Source organism: Streptomyces reniochalinae (genome assembly GCF_003323735.1).
Taxonomy (GTDB): Bacteria; Actinomycetota; Actinomycetes; order Streptomycetales; family Streptomycetaceae; genus Streptomyces; species Streptomyces reniochalinae.
Map to the genome: position 1 here is coordinate 17337 of NZ_QOIM01000047.1, position 15824 is coordinate 33160.

Genomic DNA, 15824 nt, shown 5'->3' on the forward strand with positions numbered 1-15824 from the left:
GCTGTCGGTGGACGTCGGTACCGTGACCGTCATGGCCACCCGTAAAACCTCCGCGAAGGACCGCCCCACCTACCGCTGCACCGAATGCGGTTGGCAGACCGCCAAGTGGCTGGGGCGCTGCCCCGAGTGCCACGCCTGGGGCACCGTCGAGGAGGCGGGCGGAAGCCCCGCCGTCCGCACCACCGCACCGGGCCGGGTCTCCGCGCCCGCGCTGCCCATCGGCCAGGTCGACGGCCGGCAGGCGACGGCGCGCGGCACCGGCGTGCCCGAGTTGGACAGGGTGCTGGGCGGCGGCCTGGTGCCCGGCGCCGTGGTGCTGCTGGCCGGGGAGCCGGGGGTCGGCAAGTCCACGCTGCTGCTGGACGTGGCGGCCAAGGCGGCGGACGACGACCACCGCACCCTCTACGTCACGGGCGAGGAGTCCGCGGGCCAGGTGCGGCTGCGCGCCGACCGCATCGGCGCCCTCAGCGACCACCTGTATCTGACGGCCGAGACGGACCTGTCCGCCGTGCTGGCCCACCTGGACGAGGTGAAGCCCTCCCTGCTGGTGCTGGACTCGGTGCAGACGGTGGCCTCGCCCGAGATCGACGGCGCCCCCGGCGGTGTCGCGCAGGTGCGGGAGGTGGCGGGCGCGCTGATCCGCGCCTCCAAGGAGCGCGGCATGTCCACGCTGCTGGTCGGCCACGTCACCAAGGACGGCGCCATCGCCGGGCCCCGCCTGCTGGAGCACCTGGTGGACGTCGTCCTGCACTTCGAGGGCGACCGGCACGCGCGGCTGCGGCTGGTGCGCGGGGTGAAGAACCGGTACGGGGCGACCGACGAGGTCGGCTGCTTCGAGCTGCACGACGAGGGCATCACGGGTCTGGCCGACCCGTCGGGGCTGTTCCTGACCCGCCGCGACGAGCCGGTGCCCGGCACCTGTCTGACGGTGACGCTGGAGGGCCGCCGCCCCCTGGTGGCCGAGGTGCAGGCGCTCACCGTCGACACGCAGATCCCCTCCCCGCGGCGGACGACCTCGGGGCTGGAGAACTCGCGGGTGTCGATGATGCTGGCGGTCCTGGAGCAGCGCGGCCGGATCAACGCGCTGGGCAAGCGGGACATCTACAGCGCGACGGTCGGCGGGGTGCGGCTGTCGGAACCCGCCGCGGACCTCGCGGTGGCTCTCGCGCTGGCCAGCGCCGCCGGGGACACCCCTCTGCCGAAGAACCTGGTGGCGATCGGCGAGGTCGGTCTGGCGGGCGAGGTCCGCCGGGTGACGGGCGTCCAGCGGCGGCTGTCGGAGGCCGCGCGCCTCGGCTTCACGCACGCCCTGGTACCCGGCGATCCGGGGCGGGTGCCCGACGGGATGCGGGTGCTGGAGGTCGCCGACATCGGCGAGGCCCTGCGGGTGCTGCCGGCCCGCCCGGCGCGCTCGGGCACGGCCGCGGCCACCGGCTGAGCCCGCTCCGGCCGGCCGCGCCTCCCGCGCCGGGGCCGTCCCCGCGGGCCCGGCACCCGCCGTGCCCACACCCTCCCGCCGGGCCGTCGGACCCGCCCCCTCACCCGCCGCGGGAGGCACCCCTCACACGCCGCGAGGGGTACCTCCCGGTGCGCCGGTAGACTTTGCCCCGGTCTCGACCAACCACGAGCACCACGGGGGCTGTGCGCACCGTCGCGACGCGGTCGCGGCGAGGGGGGAACGGCACGGTGTCCGCCCCGGTGCGGTGGTCCGGCGATCCGGAGGTCGAGGAAACGCCGACAGGCACCCGCACGACCGAAGGAGTGCAGTGGCAGCCAACGACCGGGCCGCGGCCCTGGGCAGGGCCGAGGGGGCGTCCGGCCTGATGCGCGCCTCGCTGAGCGCGGTCGCGCCGGGTACGGCGCTGCGCGACGGCCTGGAACGCGTCCTGCGCGGCAACACCGGCGGACTGATCGTCCTGGGCATGGACAAGAACGTCGAGCAGCTGTGCACCGGCGGCTTCGTGCTCGACGTGGACTTCACCGCGACCCGGCTGCGCGAGCTGTGCAAGCTGGACGGTGCGCTCATCCTCGACAAGGACACCACCAAGATCGTGCGGGCGGGTGTGCAGCTCGTGCCCGACGCCTCGATCGAGACGGAGGAGACCGGCACCCGGCACCGCACCGCGCAGCGCGTCTCCATCCAGACGGGGTACCCCGTCATCTCCGTCAGCCAGTCGATGCGGCTGATCGCCCTCTACGTCGACGGACAGCGCCGCACGCTGGAGGACTCGGCGGCGATCCTCTCCCGCGCCAACCAGGCCCTGGCCACGCTGGAGCGCTACAAGCTGCGGCTCGACGAGGTCGCCGGCACGCTCTCCGCGCTGGAGATCGAGGACCTCGTCACGGTCCGCGACGTGACAGCGGTGGCACAGCGGCTGGAGATGGTGCGCCGCATCGCCACGGAGATCGAGCAGTACGTGGTCGAGCTGGGCACCGACGGGCGGCTGCTCTCCCTCCAGCTGGATGAGCTGATCGCGGGCGTCGAGCCCGAGCGCGAGCTGGTCGTGCGCGACTACGCGCCGCAGACGGTCGGCGCGGGCCGCCGGGTGCGCGCCGTACCCGACGCGCTCAGCGACCTGGACCGGCTCACCCACACCGAGCTGCTCGAACTGGCCACCGTGGCGCGGGCGCTGGGCTACAGCGGCGCCCCCGAAACGCTTGACTCGGCCGTCTCGCCGCGCGGCTTCCGGCTGCTGGCGAAGGTGCCCCGGCTGCCGGGCACCGTCATCGACCGGCTCGTGGACCACTTCGGCGGGCTGCAGAAGCTGCTGGCCGCCAGCGTGGACGACCTCCAGGCGGTGGACGGCGTCGGCGAGGCACGCGCCCGCTCGGTCCGCGAGGGGCTCTCGCGGCTCGCCGAGTCCTCGATCCTCGAACGCTACGTGTGAGCGCCCGGCCACGGGCGAGTGCCGGGCCCGCCGTGGTCGGCCCGGCTACTTGACCAGCTGGAAGGTCGTCCGCACCGTCTTCAGGCCCTTGACCTTCACCTCGATCTCGTAGGTGCCGGCCTTCGGCGCCTCGAAGGTGGGGGTGCCGCAGTTGGCCGCGCTGGCCTTGCGGAACCAGGTGAGGGTGTGCGTCGAGGAGCCGTCGCCCGGCACCTGGCGCAGCAGCGGCTTCTTGGTGGGCGGGCAGTCGTCCGAGGCCCAGAACTTGGCGTCGTCCGGGTTGGTGATCGTCACGATGGTGGCGGTACGGCCCAGGTCGATCTTGCAGGCGCTGCCGCGCTCGTTGGTGACCTTCAGCTCGAACCGCGGCTTCTCGCCCGGCCCGTACTTCTTCTCGACACTGCGCAGTTTCAGCTTCACGTCGCCCTCGCGGCAGTTGGCCAGGTCCGGAGGGGCCGGCGCTCCCGCCGCACCGCCGCCGCCCGAGCCGCCGGAACCGGAACCCGAACCGGAGGAGGACCCCGCCGAGTCGGCGCCGCCCGCTCCCGAACTTCCGTCGCCCGCGCCCCAGCCGGTACCGCCCGCGGACGACTGGTCCTCCGTGCCGGAGCCGCCCGAGGAACCCGAGCCGCCGGAGGAGCCCGAGCCGTCCGCGCCGCCGTCCGCGCCGCCCTCCTCGTCCCGGCCGCCCGGCCGGTCGCTGATCGCGGGCCCCGAGTCGCTGGGCCCCGGGGTGATCGTGCCGGCCGGCCCGTTGTCCTTGTCGCCGTTCTTGCCCTCGCTGCCCGGGTCTTCGCCGCCCGTCGAGGCCAGTGCCCAGACGACGATCAGGACCAGCAGCGCGAGGACAGCAAGGACAACTGCCCTCCGTCGCCAGTAGATGGAGGAGGGAAGCGGCCCGATCGGATTGCGCAGAGATCCCACGCGGAAACCTTACGAGACATCAGGCGCCTCACAGGCCCGTACCCGCCGCTCAGACCGCCAATTGTTGTGATGAGCTGTCCGATGCCCGGGAGATTTGCGGCGGTTTATACCCCTCTGCGGGGTTCGACGCGGATACATGGCGTACGCGGCGTACGTGACGGACAGGCTTTCGTACCGCGTGTGCGTTTTTCGGATGAGGAGCGCCGTGCCAGGATCGGTTGTGCCATGACTGCGACCACCGAGACCTCCCAAGCCGCTTCGGCCGGCGCCCCGCCAGCACGCGCCGCGGAATCCGAAGCCGTCGACCCCGCCCTGCGCGAGACGGCGCGCGCCCTCCATGCCCCCGTCGTCGACTGGTTCGCCACCCACGCCCGCGACCTCCCCTGGCGCCGCCCGGAGGCGGGCGCGTGGGGCGTCATGGTCAGCGAGTTCATGCTCCAGCAGACCCCTGTGAGCCGGGTGCTGCCGGTGTACGAGGAGTGGATGAAGCGCTGGCCGCGCCCCGCCGACCTGGCCGCCGAGGCGCCCGGCGAAGCCGTGCGCGCCTGGGGCCGCCTCGGCTACCCGCGGCGCGCCCTGCGGCTGCACGGCGCCGCCAAGGCCATAGCGGAACGACACGGCGGCGAGGTACCCGTCGAGCACGCGCAGTTGCTGGCGCTGCCGGGCGTGGGCGAGTACACGGCCGCCGCCGTGGTGTCCTTCGCGTACGGCAAACGGCACGCGGTGCTCGACACCAACGTGCGCCGCGTCTTCGCGCGCGCCGTCACCGGACACCAGTACCCGCCCAACGCCACGACCGCCGCCGAACGCAAGCTCGCCCGCGCGCTGTTGCCCGAGGACGACACGACAGCCTCCCGCTGGGCCGCGGCGACCATGGAACTGGGCGCGCTCGTGTGCACCGCACGCAACCCGCAGTGCGCCCGCTGCCCGATCGCCGCGCGCTGCGCCTGGCAGCTGGCGGGCGCGCCCGAACACCAGGGGCCCGCCCGGCGCACCCAGGCATACGCCGGCACCGACCGGCAGGTGCGTGGCCGGCTGCTCGCCGTACTGCGCGCCGCCAAGGAGCCGGTGGCCCAGGCCGATCTCGACCGCGTCTGGCACGAGCCGATCCAGCGCGCACGGGCGCTGGACGGACTCGTCTCCGACGGGCTGGTGGAACCACTGGACGGCAAGCGGTACCGGCTCCCGCTGAGCTGAGTGCCGCTGAGCTCGGCTCAGCGGCGGGGCTGCCTGGGCGGGACTGGCCCGGCCGGACTGGCCCGGTAGGACTGGCTCGGCCGGACTGGCCCGGTAGGACTGGCGCAGCCGGACTGGCTCAGCCGGGGTGCGGCGCTCCGGCCGAGCAGCCCGGAGACGGCGCTGGCGCTCGTCGCCCCCGCCGGGCGACGGGCGCCCGGCGGTCTGTTGCCGTCGCCGTCGGCACCGCCACCGGCACGGGCACGGGCACGGGCCGCACGGTGATGCCTCGCGCCGCAGGGTGACTACTGACGCCGCCGGTCGCCGGGCTGCCGCGTCGGTGGCTGCGCGGCCGGCCCGCGCTCAGCAGGAGAACGGCTGGTCCATGTCCAGCTTCCCGTCCTCGCGGGGCTGGGTGAGCGAATACCAGTTGCCGTTGTCGTCACGGAACATCGCCTCCGTGCCGTACGGGCGCTCTTGCGGGTCCTGGAGGAACTCGACGCCCTTGTCCTTGAGCCGGCGGTGATCGCCCTGGCAGTCGTCGGTGGTGAACGCGCCGGCGCCCAGCACCCCCTTGGTGACGAGCGTGGTCAGCGCCTGGGACGACTCCGGGTCGAGTCCCGCGCCGTCGGTGCGCATGATCGCCATTTCCGGATGCGGCTGCCCCGGCACGCCCACGGTGACCCAGCGCATGTCGCCCATCGGCACGTCGCTGCGGACCTCGAAGCCGAGCTTGTCGGTGAAGAAGGCGAGGGTGCGCTCCTGGTCCGTGGACCAGACGGTGGTGATACCGAGAGCCTTGATCATGGTTTACTCCGATAGGGGTGGTTCGGCGCGGATCGTCCGCCTCGTCGTTCACCGTAGTCAGCGCGTGGGGTCCCCTGCTTCTCGGAAGTTGCGCTCCTCGGCTCCCCGAAATCCCCCGTACATCAGCATGGCGAAGCAGCCGGGGATCAGGGCGCCGCCCGTGCGCGGATACCTCGCGCGGTACGCGCTCGGCGTCAGCCCCGTGCGGCTCTTGAAGCGGGCGGAGAAGGTGCCGGGGCTGCTGAACCCCACCCGGGCGCAGATGTCCGTGACCGGGTGGTCGGTGCAGCGCAGCAGCTCCTGGGCCCGCTCGATGCGGCGGCGGCTCAGGTACTGGCCCGGCGTCTCGCCGTAGGTCTCCTTGAAGGCGCGGACGAAGTGGAAGCGCGAGTATCCGGCGCGCGCGGCGACCGCGGCCAGGTCGAGCGAAGGCTCGGCCCAGTCGCGGTCCATGGCGTCCTTGGCCTGGCGCAGGGCGCGCAGCCGCGTCGTGCCGGGTGTGGTCATGTCCCGATGCTGGCACGCCCCTCTGACAGCGGCCGCCGACCGCCGCCGCGTCCCGCTACGCCGACGCCTGCGACTCCAGCGGCTTCTGCGGCTCCTCCGGCTTCTGCGCGGTGGCGTCCTTGAGGGGGACCTCCTTGATGAACCAGGCGGCGACGAAGGCGAGCACCGCGATGCCCGCCGACATCAGGAAGACCGCATGGGTGCCGTTCGCGACGGCGTGCTCGTAGGCCACTCGGAGCGCGTCCGGCAGCTTGGCGAGGGAGGCGGAGTCGAGCTGGGCGCCGCCCTCGGTGAGCTTGCTCGCCGCCCCGCCGCCGGCGCCACCGCCCGCGGCCGCGCCCTCCCGCATGGAGTCCTCGACCCGGCGCGCGAAGATCGTGCCCATCAGGGCGACGCCGAAGGAGCCGCCGATGGTGCGGAAGAGCGTGGTCGTCGACGAGGCGACGCCCATGTCCTTGAACTCCACGCTGTTCTGCGCGATGAGCATGGTCAGCTGCATCAGGAAGCCCATGCCGGCGCCGAGCACCGCCATGTAGAGCCCGGAGGTCAGTCGGCTGGTGCCGGACTCCATCTGGGCGAGGAGGAAGAGGCCGACCGGGATCAGCGCGCCGCCGATGATCGGGTAGGCGCGGTACTTCCCCGTCTTCGTGGTGGCCCGGCCCGTGACGACGGAGACGACCATCATCGGGAGCAGGACGGGGAGCAGCAGCAGCCCGGAGTTGGTGGCCGAGGCGCCCTGGACGCTCTGCTGGAAGAGCGGCAGGAACGTCATCGAACCGAACATCACGAAGCCGAGCAGGAAGCCGATCAGGGTGACCAGCGAGAAGTTGCCGCTGCGGAAGACGCCCAGGGGCAGGATCGGCTCGGCGACCCGGCGCTCCACGAACGGGAAGGCGACCAGTGCCGCCACCGCGAGCGCCCCGATGCCGAGGATCGTGCCCGAACCCCAGGCGTACTCCGTACCGCCCCAGCTGGTGACCAGGACCGCGGCGGTGATGCCGGTGGTCAGCAGCGCGGCGCCGAGGTAGTCGATCCGCCCCTTGCTGCGCTTCATGGGCAGGTGCAGCACGGTGGTGACCATCGCGAGGGCGACGGCGCCCAGCGGCAGGTTGATGTAGAAGGCCCAGCGCCAGCCGAGGTGGTCGGTGAGCGTGCCGCCGACGAGCGGGCCGCCGATCATGGCCAGCGACATGACACCGGCCATCATGCCCATGTACTTGCCGCGCTCCCGGGGCGGGATCAGATCGCCCATGATCGCCATGGCGCCGACCATCAGGCCGCCCGCGCCCAGCCCCTGGAGGGCGCGGAAGCCGATGAGCTGGCCCATCGTCTGGGCGGCGCCCGAGGTCACCGAGCCGGCGAGGAAGACGAGGATCGAGGTGAGGAAGACGCCCTTGCGCCCGTACATGTCGCCGAACTTGCCCCACAGCGGGGTCGAGGCGGCGGTGGTGAGCGTGTAGGCGGTGACGACCCAGGAGAGGTGTTCGAGGCCGCCCAGCTCGCCGACGATGGTGGGCATGGCGGTGCCCACGATCATGTTGTCCAGCATCGCCAGCAGGACGGCGATCATCAGCGAGAAGAGGACGACCCGGACGCTGCGCGGCTTGGGTCCGCCGGCCCCGGGTTCCGCGGCCGCCGCCGTGGAAGCCTGCGCCCCCGTGGGAGCCTGCGCCGTCGGGGGCTGCGCCGCGCGGGGGTCCGCCGTGGGGGCGGGCGCCGGGTCCGCCCGCTTGGTCAGTTCTTGACCTTGGCTAATCCCGTCCTCCGCTTCGACGCCCCCACCATCCCGGTCTGCCCGTTTCGTCGCCCCGCTGGCAGCCATGCGCAGCCCCCTCCTTTACCCGTGCCTTACTTGCCGCACGGCTAGTTCAGTACGATGGACAAGCTAGGTCCTCACTAGCCGGGCGTCAAGTAAGTTATGAAGGGGTCGGCATGAGCAGGGGAAACACCCGTCAGCGCATCCAGGACGTCGCCCTGGAGCTGTTCGCCGAACGCGGCTACGAGAAAACCTCACTCAGGGAGATCGCCGAGCAGCTCGGTGTGACCAAGGCCGCGCTCTACTACCACTTCAAAACGAAGGAGGACCTGGTCACCAGCCTCTTCGAGGACCTGGTGCTCGGCCCGTGCGACGAGGTCATCGCCTGGGCGCGGATACACCACCCGACCACGCTGGAGGCGAAGCTGCAGATCCTCCGCCGCTACAGCGCGTGCATCAGCAACGCCACCCCACTGGTGCGGTTTATGCACGAGAACCAGGCGACGCTGCGCGACCTGTCCATCGGCGAGCAGATGAAAGAGCGGATCTTCACGCTCCTGGGGTTCCTCAAGGACCAGGACGCGGCCCTCACCGACCAGGTGCGCTGCACCTCCGCCCTGTTCACCATGCACTCGACGCTCTTCACCCTGGACAGCTCGGGCGCGGGCCCCGAGGACAAGCGGCGGGCGGCGCTGGAGGTCGCGGAGGAGCTGGTCACCGCCGCCCACCACGGCGAAGGCGCCTGAGCCACGCGCGTCCGCACCCGACCGCCCCCGCACACCGCACACCGAAGGCCCCCGGCACGCCGAAGGCCCCGGCACGGGGCGTGCCGGGGCCTGGCGTGGAGAGTCCGTCGGAGCGGGGTGGGGTCAGAAGTCGACGCCCACCGCGCGCATCGCGCTGACGGGGTCGACGGCGGTGCCGTAGTCGGGGCCCTGCCGGATCTCGAAGTGCAGGTGCGGCCCGGAGGAGTTCCCCGTGTTGCCCGACTTGGCTATGGCCTGGCCGGTCTTGATCTGCTGGCCTGGCTTGACGTCGATCTCGGAGAGGTGGGCGTACTGCGAGTACGCGCCGTTCTCGTGCCGGATGACGAGGGCGTTGCCGTACGCCGGGCCGTCACCGGCGCCGTTCGGGCCCGCCTTGACGACGGTGCCCTGGTGCACCGCCTTGACGGGGGTACCGATGTCCACGGCGAAGTCCTGGCCCGAGTGGTTGTGCGCCCAGCGGCCGCCTGCCTTGCCGAAGGTGGCGCTCAGCTCGTACTTGCCCGAGACGGGCTTGACCCAGGACAGCTGGAGACGCTCGGCGTCCCGGGCGGCCTTCTTCGCGGCGTGCTTCTTCGCCTCGGCGGCGCGCTGCTCGGTCTTCTTCGCCGCCTCGGCGGCCTTGCGGTGCGCGTCGGCCTGGGCGTGGGTGGACTCGGCGAGCTGGTTCGCCGTGCCGAGCGCGAAGAGGTCGGTGTGGGTCGCGCCGGTCTCGGCCTTCCCGGCCGCGGACGCGGTGCCGGCCCCCAGGGCCATCGACGCGCCGAGCCCGGCGACGAGGGACGCCGAGACAACAGCGGCGCGATTGGTGGTCCTGAACTTCCGCATGCGGGTGCTACCTCCGTGAGGGGGTTCGTGAAGTGCGCCCGAACCCGGACGCGCCCCCTTGGTAACCCGCCAGAAAAACGACATCAAGGACCGTTATTACTAAACACCCCCGTAGTAGCACGAGAGACCCACGTCACTCGGCGCCCCGGCACCGGGCCCCGCCCCGCGCCCCGCGCCCGCCGACGCGCCGCCACCTCCTAAACGGCCTCGTAGACCCCGGCCGGGCTGTGCCCCACCTCACGGGCGCGGCCCACCCCCGGCCCACCGGATGTGGCCCCGCTCATAGGGCCGCGCCCCTCTTCCGCACGAGCCGCGCACGGACAGGGCCGTCGTCGACGCGCCGGGGGCCGCCCTCTCCGCTTGCTCACCGTGTACGACCCCGCACGGTGGGCAGCGGGGATGCCGACGACCCCGTGAGCCGGTACGGAGGGCCACGGGCGGGGAGAGGCAGTCGGCCCTCACCTCCCCGGAGAGGACTGGTGGAAGCGCCCGTCCGCGTCCGTGCGCTCGTCTCCTCGTCGACGTCCGTCGTCGACCTCGTCCCCTCCCGGTCGGCGCAGGACGCCGGTTTCGAGCAGCGGTACGCGCGCTACACCGCGGGCAGACACTCGTGCTGGGCCTGCTGCCCGAGCGCTGCCCCGGGCCCCAGCAGCTCGGAGACGCCGCAGGTGGGGCAGCTCGGCCAGCGAAGCGAGCGGCGAGGTCCGCCGGGGCGCGGGTGAGGGCACCGGCCCACGTCGAGACGTCCTTCCTCCCCCGCCCACGGCGCGCGCGAGCGGCCAACCCTGGCCGAACGCAGGGTGACCGCTGCCACACGGACGGCCTACGCTGGTGGGAGACCCGACCCGCCACCAGCACGCACGCGCCCGCCACCCCGCCCCCGTCCCCGGGAGCCCGCTCACATGGACCCTGCCGTCCGGCTCGCCTCCGCCGTCGCCGACCCCCTCGTCAGCCAGTTCCTGCTCCCCGTGGAGGCCACGCCCGACAAGGCGCAGGCCGAGGGGGAGCTGCTGGCGCGGCTGGTCTCGTTCCGGGGGGAGGCGCCGCCGCTGAGTTTCGAGTCGCTGCTCTCGCTCGCCGAGGAGCTGGTGAGTCTGACGGCGCCCGCCCACCGCCTCCCGGCCAGGGACGAGACGCCGGTCGCCGCGGTGCTCGCGCGCATGTTGTGGATCATCGGCGAGCTGGACGTCACGGACGTGCAGGCGGTACGGCTGGGTCCGCAGGACTACGCGCGGCGGCTGCGCTCCGCGGTGCCGGGTGCCGACCGGGAGCTGAACCCGGACGCGGCCTGGTTCCACGACCGGCTGCTGGTCACCGTCTGCCTGCACCTGCTGCACCACCTGATCCGCCGCTCCCCCGTCCTCGCCGAACACATGCCTGAACGCGCACACCGGATACGCCAGTTGATCGACCTCAACGACGTCGAAGCCGTACGCGGCCGTCCCGAGCCGTCCGCCGCCGACGCCGAGTTCGAGATCAGGTACGCCCGCTCCGTCGCCGAGGAGCACAACCGGGTCACCATCCACGGCATCGACCTGCCCAACCCGAACACCCCCGACAGCTGGTCGCTGGACGCCACCTACCTCAGCCTCAGCGCCGAGTTCGACAACCCCGAGCGCCGGGCCGAACTGGGCGGCGAGGACAGCGGCGAGCCCGTGCTGCCCGCCGACAGGGCGCTCGGCGGACACGAGAGGGTCCTGCTGCGCGGCGTGGCGGGCTCCGGCAAGACGACGCTGGTGCAGTGGCTCGCCGTCGCCACGGCGCGGGACGCGCTACCGGCCGAACTCGCCTCGCTCCGCGGCCGGATACCGCTCGTCCTGCCGGTACGCCGCTTCGCCCGCGAGGGGTTCCCCTCCCCGGACGACTTCCTGCACGCCATACGCCACCCGCTCGCCGACGAGGCACCCGACGGCTGGGCGGCACGCGTACTGACCGAGGAGCGGGGGCTGCTGCTGGTCGACGGCATCGACGAGGCCCCCGAGTCCGAACGCGCCGCGCTCCGCGACCAGCTGCGCCGCCTCATGCGGATCTACTCGGGCAACTTCTGCCTCGTCACCGCCCGCCCCTCCTCCGTGGAACCGAACTGGCTGGCCGACGAGGGCTTCGACGAGCTGACCCTCGCACCGATGAGCCGGGACCAGGTCGCCGCCTTCATCACCGCCTGGCACGCGGCCGCCGCCGACGACGAGGGCAAGGACCACCAGCTGCTGGCCGAGTACCGCGACCGGCTGCTGGCCTCCATCCCCCTCTACCGCGAACTGCGCGGGCTGGCCACCAACCCGCTGATGTGCGGGCTGATCTGCGCCCTCAACCGCGACCGCTCGGGCTCCCTGCCGCACGGCCGCAAAGAGCTGTACGAAGCGGCGATGGAGATGCTGCTCCAGCGGCGCGACCCCGAACGCCGGGTGCTGTACGCCGACGCCGTCAAACTGCGGCGCGGCGCCCGCGAGCGGCTGCTGCGCAAACTCGCCTTCCGGATGCTGGTGGAGCGGCGCGCCGAGATGCCGCTGGACGCAGCGCTCGACGAGATCTCCCGCAACCTTCCGGCCATCCCCTCCACGGCGGGCCAGGGCCGCCCCGAGGACATCTTCAACCACCTGCTGCTCCGTACCGGCCTGCTCCGCGAGCAGGCCGACCGCTCCGTGGAGTTCGTCCACCGCACCGTCCAGGACTACCTCGCCGCCAAGGAAGCCGTCGAGCAGGGCGCCTTCGACCTGCTCTTGGACCACGCCCACGAGACCGAGTGGGAAGAGGTCATCCGCATGGCCGTCGCCCACGCCCGCCCGGCGGAGTGCGCGCGGCTCCTCGGCGGACTGCTGGCGCCCGGCCGCAAGGGCATGCAGCGCAACCGGCGCCGCCTGCTGGCAGCGGCCTGCCTCGAACACGTCACCGAACTCGACCCCGACACGCACGCCCGTATCCGCCGGGAGACACGCAACATGGTGCGCCCCACGACCGTGGAAGCCGCCCGCAGCCTCGGCTGGGTGGGCCCCATAGTCCTGGAGATGCTCCCCGACCCCACCCACGTCACCGACCGCGAGGCCCACCGGCTCGCCGTCACCGTCACCCGGATCAACGACGACGCGGCCGTCCACTACCTCGCCCAACTGCGCAACCGGGCCTCACTCCAGCTGCGGGCCGAGCTCGCGCGAGGGTGGCACAACTTCGACACCGACCGGTACGCGGACGAGATCATCGGGCACCTCGACCCCGAGGGCCTGTACTACCCCGTCTCCGACCGGTACGAGCTGGCCGCGCTGCGGAAACTCGGGGGCAGGGCCCGCGTGCAGATCGTCGGGCCCTTCACGCCGGACGAGCTGCTGGAGGGGCTCGTACGCGAGCAGCTGACCCACCTGTGGCTCGCCTACGACCTCGGTGTTCCCATGGGGTGGCTCGCCGCCTTCCCCCAGCTGACGACCCTGCGGGTCAACCCCCGGCTGCCGCGCGTCAGCGGCGTACCCGAAGGCATCCGCATCCTGGCGTAGCGCCCGGCGGAAAGAGCCCCCGGCGGAAACGGGGAGAACACGCGAGCGGGGCCGGCCACGCATGGCCGGCCCCGCTCGGTGGTGCGGTGGAGGCTTACGCCTCCTTGCTCAGGTTCGGGCCACCGCCCGCGGCGGACTCCACCGGAGGAGCGTCCGGCAGCGCCGACTTCTCCTCACCGCGGAAGGTGAAGGTCTTCGTCTCGCCCTCGCCCTCGGTGTCGACGACCACGATGTGCCCAGGGCGCAGCTCCCCGAAGAGGATCTTCTCCGACAGGATGTCCTCCACCTCGCGCTGGATGGTCCGGCGCAGCGGCCGGGCGCCCATCACCGGGTCGTAGCCCTTCTTGGCCAGCAGCTCCTTGGCGTCCTGGCTGAGCTCGATGCCCATGTCCCGGTCCTTCAGCCGCTCGTCGACCTGCTGGATCATCAGGTCCACGATGCGGATGATGTCCTCCTGCGTGAGCTGGTGGAAGACCACCGTGTCGTCCACGCGGTTGAGGAACTCGGGGCGGAAGTGCTGCTTGAGCTCGTCGTTGACCTTGGCCTTCATCCGGTCGTATCCCGCGCGGACGTCACCCTGGCCGGCGAAGCCGAGGTTGAAGCCCTTGGAAATGTCCCGGGTGCCCAGGTTGGTCGTCATGATGATGACGGTGTTCTTGAAGTCCACGACCCGGCCCTGGGAGTCGGTCAGCCGACCGTCCTCCAGGATCTGCAACAGCGAGTTGAAGATGTCCGGGTGTGCCTTCTCGACCTCGTCGAACAGGACGACCGAGAACGGCTTGCGCCGCACCTTCTCGGTGAGCTGGCCGCCCTCCTCGTAGCCGACGTAGCCGGGCGGGGAGCCGAACAGCCGCGAGACGGTGTGCTTCTCGCCGAACTCCGACATGTCGAGGGAGATCAACGCGTCCTCGTCGCCGAACAGGAACTCCGCCAGTGTCTTGGACAGCTCCGTCTTACCGACACCGGACGGGCCGGCGAAGATGAACGAGCCACCGGGGCGCTTGGGGTCCTTCAGACCCGCGCGGGTGCGCCGGATCGCCTGGGAGAGCGCCTTGATGGCGTCCTCCTGGCCGATGACGCGCTTGTGCAGCTCGTCCTCCATGCGCAGGAGCCTGCTGGACTCCTCCTCGGTGAGCCGCATGACCGGCACACCGGTGGAGGCGGCCAGGACCTCGGCGATCAGGTCCTCGTCGACCTCGGCGACGACGTCCATGTCGCCGGCCTTCCACTCCTTCTCCCGCTTGGCCTTCTCCGCCAGCAGCTGCTTCTCCGTGTCACGGAGGGAGGCGGCCTTCTCGAAGTCCTGCGAGTCGATCGCGGACTCCTTGTCCCGGCGCACGTTCGCGATCTTCTCGTCGAACTCGCGCAGGTCCGGCGGGGCGGTCATCCGGCGGATACGCATCCGGGAGCCTGCCTCGTCGATCAGGTCGATGGCCTTGTCGGGCAGGTAGCGGTCCGAGATGTAGCGGTCCGCGAGCGTGGCCGCTCCGACCAGGGCCGCGTCGGTGATGGAGACGCGGTGGTGCGCCTCGTACCTGTCGCGCAGGCCCTTGAGGATCTCGATGGTGTGCGGCAGCGAGGGCTCCGCGACCTGGATCGGCTGGAAGCGGCGCTCCAGGGCCGCGTCCTTCTCCAGGTACTTGCGGTACTCGTCCAGCGTCGTGGCACCGATGGTCTGCAACTCGCCACGGGCCAGCATCGGCTTGAGGATGCTGGCGGCGTCGATGGCGCCCTCGGCGGCGCCCGCGCCGACCAGGGTGTGCAGCTCGTCGATGAACAGGATGATGTCGCCGCGGGTGCGGATCTCCTTGAGCACCTTCTTCAGGCGCTCCTCGAAGTCACCGCGGTAGCGGGAGCCCGCGACCAGCGCGCCCAGGTCCAGGGTGTAGAGGTGCTTCTCCTTGAGGGTCTCGGGCACCTCCCCCTTGACGATGGCCTGCGCCAGCCCCTCGACGACGGCGGTCTTGCCGACGCCGGGCTCGCCGATCAGCACCGGGTTGTTCTTGGTGCGGCGGGACAGGACCTGCATGACCCGCTCGATCTCCTTCTCGCGCCCGATGACCGGGTCGAGCTTGGACTCGCGGGCGGCCTGCGTCAGGTTGCGGCCGAACTGGTCCAGGACGAGCGAGGTGGACGGCGTGCCCTCGGCGGGTCCGCCGGCCGTGGCGGCTTCCTTGCCACCGGAGTAACCGGACAGGAGCTGGATGACCTGCTGGCGGACCCGGTTCAGGTCGGCGCCCAGCTTCACGAGGACCTGGGCGGCGACGCCCTCGCCCTCGCGGATCAGGCCCAGCAGGATGTGCTCCGTGCCGATGTAGTTGTGGCCGAGCTGAAGGGCTTCGCGGAGCGACAGCTCCAGCACCTTCTTGGCACGGGGAGTGAAGGGGATGTGGCCGGAGGGCGCCTGCTGGCCCTGGCCGATGATCTCCTCCACCTGCTGCCGGACAGCCTCAAGCGAGATCCCGAGGCTCTCCAGTGCCTTAGCGGCGACACCCTCACCTTCGTGGATCAGGCCCAGAAGGATGTGCTCGGTGCCGATGTAGTTGTGGTTGAGCATCCGGGCTTCTTCCTGAGCCAGGACGACAACCCGCCGCGCGCGGTCGGTGAACCTCTCGAACATCGTTAATCGCTCCTCAGAGCGGTCAGGCAGTGAGGGGACGCTCCCCTCGCTGTCCTTCCGCAGCTTAGT

The 15824-nt window shown here is 71.9% G+C and carries 12 protein-coding genes; 6 read left to right on the plus strand and 6 right to left on the minus strand.

Annotated features, from left to right (window positions below; translation table 11 throughout):
* Window positions 1-31 precede the first annotated feature (31 nt).
* Together radA and disA are read left to right on the plus strand one after the other, a co-directional pair.
* On the plus strand, window positions 32-1438 hold the full coding sequence (radA, locus tag DQ392_RS30845; protein ID WP_114019079.1) for a DNA repair protein RadA: 1407 nt from the start codon (window positions 32-34) through the stop codon (window positions 1436-1438).
* A 328-nt stretch (window positions 1439-1766) separates the two neighbouring features.
* Window positions 1767-2888: a DNA integrity scanning diadenylate cyclase DisA gene (gene disA, locus DQ392_RS30850; protein ID WP_114019003.1), complete on the plus strand. Its 1122-nt coding sequence runs from the start codon at window positions 1767-1769 to the stop codon at window positions 2886-2888.
* Window positions 2889-2933: 45 nt separating this feature from the next.
* Here disA and DQ392_RS30855 read toward each other — a convergent pair whose 3' ends face one another.
* Window positions 2934-3812 carry a hypothetical protein gene (locus DQ392_RS30855; protein ID WP_114019004.1) on the minus strand — a complete coding sequence of 293 codons (879 nt, stop codon included), beginning with the start codon at window positions 3810-3812 and terminating at the stop codon, window positions 2934-2936.
* A 225-nt stretch (window positions 3813-4037) separates the two neighbouring features.
* Between DQ392_RS30855 and DQ392_RS30860 the strand changes: the two genes are divergently transcribed.
* Entirely contained in the window at window positions 4038-5009 is a 972-nt protein-coding gene (locus DQ392_RS30860) for an HhH-GPD family protein (RefSeq protein ID WP_114019005.1), read from the plus strand.
* Between the two features lie 342 nt (window positions 5010-5351).
* Here the strand turns inward: DQ392_RS30860 and DQ392_RS30865 are convergent, their stop codons facing one another.
* Genes DQ392_RS30865 through DQ392_RS30875 form a run of 3 tightly spaced genes read right to left on the minus strand, consistent with a single transcriptional unit; the run spans window position 5352 to window position 8124 of the window.
* Complete coding sequence (locus DQ392_RS30865) at window positions 5352-5795, minus strand: VOC family protein (RefSeq protein ID WP_114019006.1); 444 nt, start codon at window positions 5793-5795, stop codon at window positions 5352-5354.
* 57 nt (window positions 5796-5852) lie between these two features.
* Window positions 5853-6302 carry a helix-turn-helix transcriptional regulator gene (locus DQ392_RS30870; RefSeq protein WP_114019007.1) on the minus strand — a complete coding sequence of 150 codons (450 nt, stop codon included), beginning with the start codon at window positions 6300-6302 and terminating at the stop codon, window positions 5853-5855.
* Window positions 6303-6357: 55 nt separating this feature from the next.
* Window positions 6358-8124 (minus strand): MDR family MFS transporter, encoded by a 1767-nt coding sequence (locus DQ392_RS30875; protein WP_245982176.1) that lies wholly within the window; start codon window positions 8122-8124, stop codon window positions 6358-6360.
* A 110-nt stretch (window positions 8125-8234) separates the two neighbouring features.
* On the opposite strand from DQ392_RS30875, the gene DQ392_RS30880 reads away from it, so the two are divergent.
* Complete coding sequence (locus DQ392_RS30880) at window positions 8235-8804, plus strand: TetR/AcrR family transcriptional regulator (RefSeq protein WP_114019008.1); 570 nt, start codon at window positions 8235-8237, stop codon at window positions 8802-8804.
* Window positions 8805-8927: 123 nt separating this feature from the next.
* On the opposite strand, the gene DQ392_RS30885 is transcribed toward DQ392_RS30880, so the two are convergent.
* Window positions 8928-9650: a M23 family metallopeptidase gene (locus DQ392_RS30885; protein WP_114019009.1), complete on the minus strand. Its 723-nt coding sequence runs from the start codon at window positions 9648-9650 to the stop codon at window positions 8928-8930.
* Between the two features lie 479 nt (window positions 9651-10129).
* Between DQ392_RS30885 and DQ392_RS30895 the strand changes: the two genes are divergently transcribed.
* Together DQ392_RS30895 and DQ392_RS30900 are read left to right on the plus strand one after the other, a co-directional pair.
* The gene (locus DQ392_RS30895) at window positions 10130-10372 is read left to right on the plus strand and encodes a hypothetical protein (protein WP_114019010.1); all 243 of its coding nucleotides are present in this window, start codon (window positions 10130-10132) and stop codon (window positions 10370-10372) included.
* 180 nt (window positions 10373-10552) lie between these two features.
* Window positions 10553-13135 (plus strand): NACHT domain-containing protein, encoded by a 2583-nt coding sequence (locus DQ392_RS30900; protein WP_114019011.1) that lies wholly within the window; start codon window positions 10553-10555, stop codon window positions 13133-13135.
* Between the two features lie 94 nt (window positions 13136-13229).
* On the opposite strand, the gene DQ392_RS30905 is transcribed toward DQ392_RS30900, so the two are convergent.
* Window positions 13230-15755, minus strand: coding sequence for an ATP-dependent Clp protease ATP-binding subunit (locus DQ392_RS30905; RefSeq protein ID WP_114019012.1), 2526 nt, complete (start codon window positions 15753-15755; stop codon window positions 13230-13232).
* Window positions 15756-15824 lie beyond the last annotated feature (69 nt).

What these genes read in the sequence shown, in the direction of transcription:
- radA (WP_114019079.1), top strand. Translation starts at nt 32, where the DNA reads ATGGCCACCCGTAAAACCTCCGCGAAGGACCGCCCCACCTACCGCTGC.
- DQ392_RS30860 (WP_114019005.1), top strand. Translation starts at nt 4,038, where the DNA reads ATGACTGCGACCACCGAGACCTCCCAAGCCGCTTCGGCCGGCGCCCCG.
- DQ392_RS30865 (WP_114019006.1), bottom strand. Translation starts at nt 5,795, where the DNA reads ATGATCAAGGCTCTCGGTATCACCACCGTCTGGTCCACGGACCAGGAG.
- DQ392_RS30870 (WP_114019007.1), bottom strand. Translation starts at nt 6,302, where the DNA reads ATGACCACACCCGGCACGACGCGGCTGCGCGCCCTGCGCCAGGCCAAG.
- DQ392_RS30875 (WP_245982176.1), bottom strand. Translation starts at nt 8,124, where the DNA reads ATGGCTGCCAGCGGGGCGACGAAACGGGCAGACCGGGATGGTGGGGGC.
- DQ392_RS30880 (WP_114019008.1), top strand. Translation starts at nt 8,235, where the DNA reads ATGAGCAGGGGAAACACCCGTCAGCGCATCCAGGACGTCGCCCTGGAG.
- DQ392_RS30885 (WP_114019009.1), bottom strand. Translation starts at nt 9,650, where the DNA reads ATGCGGAAGTTCAGGACCACCAATCGCGCCGCTGTTGTCTCGGCGTCC.
- DQ392_RS30900 (WP_114019011.1), top strand. Translation starts at nt 10,553, where the DNA reads ATGGACCCTGCCGTCCGGCTCGCCTCCGCCGTCGCCGACCCCCTCGTC.
- DQ392_RS30905 (WP_114019012.1), bottom strand. Translation starts at nt 15,755, where the DNA reads ATGTTCGAGAGGTTCACCGACCGCGCGCGGCGGGTTGTCGTCCTGGCT.